This is a genomic window from Dokdonella soli, assembly GCF_039523175.1.
GTDB classification, from domain to species: domain Bacteria; phylum Pseudomonadota; class Gammaproteobacteria; order Xanthomonadales; family Rhodanobacteraceae; genus Dokdonella_A; species Dokdonella_A soli.
Genome location: NZ_BAAAEU010000050.1, coordinates 1 through 911, shown reverse-complemented (window position 1 = coordinate 911; position 911 = coordinate 1). Strand labels below are relative to the sequence as shown.

Annotated in this window: 2 protein-coding genes; both read right to left on the bottom strand. The window is 65.8% G+C overall.

Going from position 1 to position 911, the window contains the following annotated elements; all coding sequences use genetic code 11:
• A partial coding sequence (locus ABD002_RS19585; protein WP_343794307.1) for a type IV secretion system DNA-binding domain-containing protein occupies nt 1-617 on the bottom strand: 617 nt, incomplete at its 3' end.
• Nucleotides 614-911, bottom strand: a 298-nt coding sequence (locus ABD002_RS19580; RefSeq protein ID WP_343794306.1) for a ribbon-helix-helix protein, CopG family, incomplete at its 5' end; no start/stop codon positions are given. The genes ABD002_RS19580 and ABD002_RS19585, both read right to left, overlap by 4 nt.

The window sequence follows — 911 nt, the reverse complement described above, 5'->3', positions numbered from 1 at the left end:
TGCTCCTGATCGGGGATCATGCTCTTGGCCAGCCGATCCGCATCGGCCGCGCTCACCATCTCCGCGAACGGCGACCACGACACCGAGCGTGCATCCAGCGGATTCAGCATTCGGTCCTCCTGCTCGGCGAACCGGCTCATCGCCTCACCGCCGACGTCGGTCGCGATCGCCAAGTCGCCGCGGCGACGCAGCGGATCGAGCACACCGTGGATCGCTTGCGACTTGCCCGTGCCTGGCGCACCCGTCACCAGCAAGTGCAGCGGCTCCAGTTTTTTCGGCCAACGCACCTGGCCAACCACCAGCGCCTTGCTCGACCAGACTCCCACCTTCCACCAGTACCCACGTGTCGCCACCAGCCGCGTGCCGCGGATGTATTTACCGCGGTAGCGCGGCGACGGATTGATCCGGCGGCTGATGATGAAGGCGATCAGCCACGCCGCCGCGAACACCGTCAGCCAGACCGGCCACGGCCAGTCCCGGATGCGAGACCAACCATCGCCGGTCAGCAGGCAATACTTGAGCACCCGGATGTACCACTCCATCCACGCACTGCCGTAGTCGAACCAGTACTGGACCTTTTCCATCGCCCGACCGAACGGGGTATCTGGCACGTTCATGGTGAACCCTCCTTGTGCTGATTGAGCGCCGCGATCAGGGCGCGAGTGGTTTGCTCATGGCGCGCGATCACACGATCGGCCTGTTCGCGGATCGCTTCGCGCAACGTGGTCGTCAGGCGGTCGTGCCCCACCTGAGGGTCGGCACCGTCGAGGAGGGCACGGATCGCTTCGCGACCCAGCGCCGCCACATCCATTTGTCGTCGTCGGGCCAGCTCGCGCAGCCGCTCGAGGTCGTGGCTCGGCAGGCGCAAGGTCAGGCGGTCAGCTTTCGTCTCGTCGTTCACGGTGGACATG